This is a genomic window from Corynebacterium sp. HMSC067D03, assembly GCF_001811185.1.
Taxonomy (GTDB): Bacteria; Actinomycetota; Actinomycetes; order Mycobacteriales; family Mycobacteriaceae; genus Corynebacterium; species Corynebacterium coyleae.
Genome location: NZ_KV803846.1, coordinates 1 through 1,786, shown reverse-complemented (window position 1 = coordinate 1,786; position 1,786 = coordinate 1). Strand labels below are relative to the sequence as shown.

General features: G+C 59.2%; 1 protein-coding gene and 1 pseudogene. Both read right to left on the bottom strand.

Features of this window, described 5'->3' with window-relative positions; all coding sequences use genetic code 11:
- Positions 1-48: 48 nt before the first annotated feature.
- Positions 49-1,158, bottom strand: a complete 1,110-nt coding sequence (locus HMPREF2785_RS12260) for an IS30 family transposase (RefSeq protein ID WP_371440508.1) — start codon at positions 1,156-1,158, stop codon at positions 49-51.
- An 81-nt stretch (positions 1,159-1,239) separates the two neighbouring features.
- Positions 1,240-1,461, bottom strand: a pseudogene (locus tag HMPREF2785_RS12255) (transposase); the annotation flags it as partial.
- Positions 1,462-1,786: the final 325 nt, after the last annotated feature.

Here is a 1,786-nt window from a genome sequence, read left to right as displayed (position 1 = left end):
TTCGAGTACGGAAACGTCACCACCAAAAGGTGCACAACCTTGGCGGGATCAAGCGGTTAATGCGCCACGTTTGAATAGTTGCTCGAGTATTTCACGTGGGGTTGCTCCGCCGAGGACTTGTCGTGGTGTGTCGTTGAGCTCGTTTTGCACCCAGGCGACGTGCTCGGGGGTTACTTCGGCGAAGTCGGTGCCTTTCTTGTAGAACCGGCGGCGGATCTCACCGTTGGTGTTTTCGTTGGTTGGCCGCTGCCACGGCGAGTGCGGGTCACAAAAGTACACCTCGCAACCGTCTTTGATGCGCACACGTGCGGTTTCAGCCATTTCCACGCCTTGGTCCCAGGTGATGGTCTTGAGCTGTTCGGCGTTGAGGTCTTTGACCATCTGCTGAATCGTTTCAATCACCGTCATCGATGTGTGTTCGGTGGGCAGATGGCCAAGCAGGGTGTAGCGGCTGGTGCGCTCTACCAGGGTAATCAGCGCGCTTTTACCACCTTTACCGATAACAAGATCGCCTTCCCAGTGTCCAGGGATTGCCCGGTCATCGGCTTCTGAGCTGCGCCGGGTGATTTCAGCGCCTTTGATCCATGGCTTACCGGTTGCCACACCGGCATTGCGGGGCCGGGCTTTTCGGCGCTTCCCGCCACGGATGAGCACATCTTGGGTCTTCATCACCGCTTCAAGCTCGGCGCGCAGACTGCCTTTGCCCTGGATGTACAAGGCACTGTAGATCGCTTCGTGGGAAATTCGCATGCTTTCATCATCGACGAAAGCGTGCTTAAGCCACACACTGATACGCCCGGGCGACCACCGGCGGGCAAGGCATGCCACCACCACAGCGCGAAGTGCCGGGCTGTTATCAAGCTTGCGCACCTTCGGCCGGCACGCACGCGTTTTAGCGCCCGCGTGGGCACGCCGAGCGTTGTAGAAGACCTTTCTTTCGCCGTCATCGTCGATGATTTCCCATCCGTTGCGGGCGATTTCCCGGCTGATCACGCTGTGGTGACGCCCCAGAAGTGTTGCGATCTGTCTGGCTGACAATCCCTGGCTGCACCCATGTTGGATCGTCAGGCGGTCTTCAAACGACAGTCGGATTCCGCGGCCGACTTTTACACGGTCCCGGGCGTGGTCGGCAGGGGTGTGGCCTGCCTGTGTTTTCATTGCTGCTGGCACGCCTACAACTCTGCTGTGCACAGGTGGTTTCACCGTGCAAGCCTCCGGCGTGTTGGCAGGCTGTGACGCATCACGGTTTACGCCCGCTTTCTCCTGGCGTGCTTGCCTCACCCAGCGATACACCGTGTTCACAGACCGGTCGAACGACGTCGCGACCTTTTCAACCGGTTCACCCGCTAGTACTCTCTCGACCGCGTCAGCTTTCTGCTGCGGGGTGATGCGGGGCTTTTGTTGCAGTTCGGTGAGCGCACCGACTCTCACCAACCGCCAGTACAACGCCCCTGGTGACATGTCTAACGTCGCGGCCACATCCGATATCGACATACCAGCAGTCACCAACGCTACCGCGTCGTCGATGCGCTGGTCGCGTTCACGCGCCAACGCCTTCTTCGGCGGGAGTGCGCCAGCTTGCTTGACCCATTTATAAACCGTGCCCTCAGCAACACCGGCATCCCGAGCAATCTCGCAGACATCATCGCCTGCAACAAGCCGCGCCACCGAAGCAGCCTTCACATCCTTCGGAGTCCAACGCCCAGCCACAACAACCTCCAAGTCGAGGTGGCGCATTCACCCACTGACAGCTCCCTTCACATCTGACGCCAGGTTGATTTCTGCC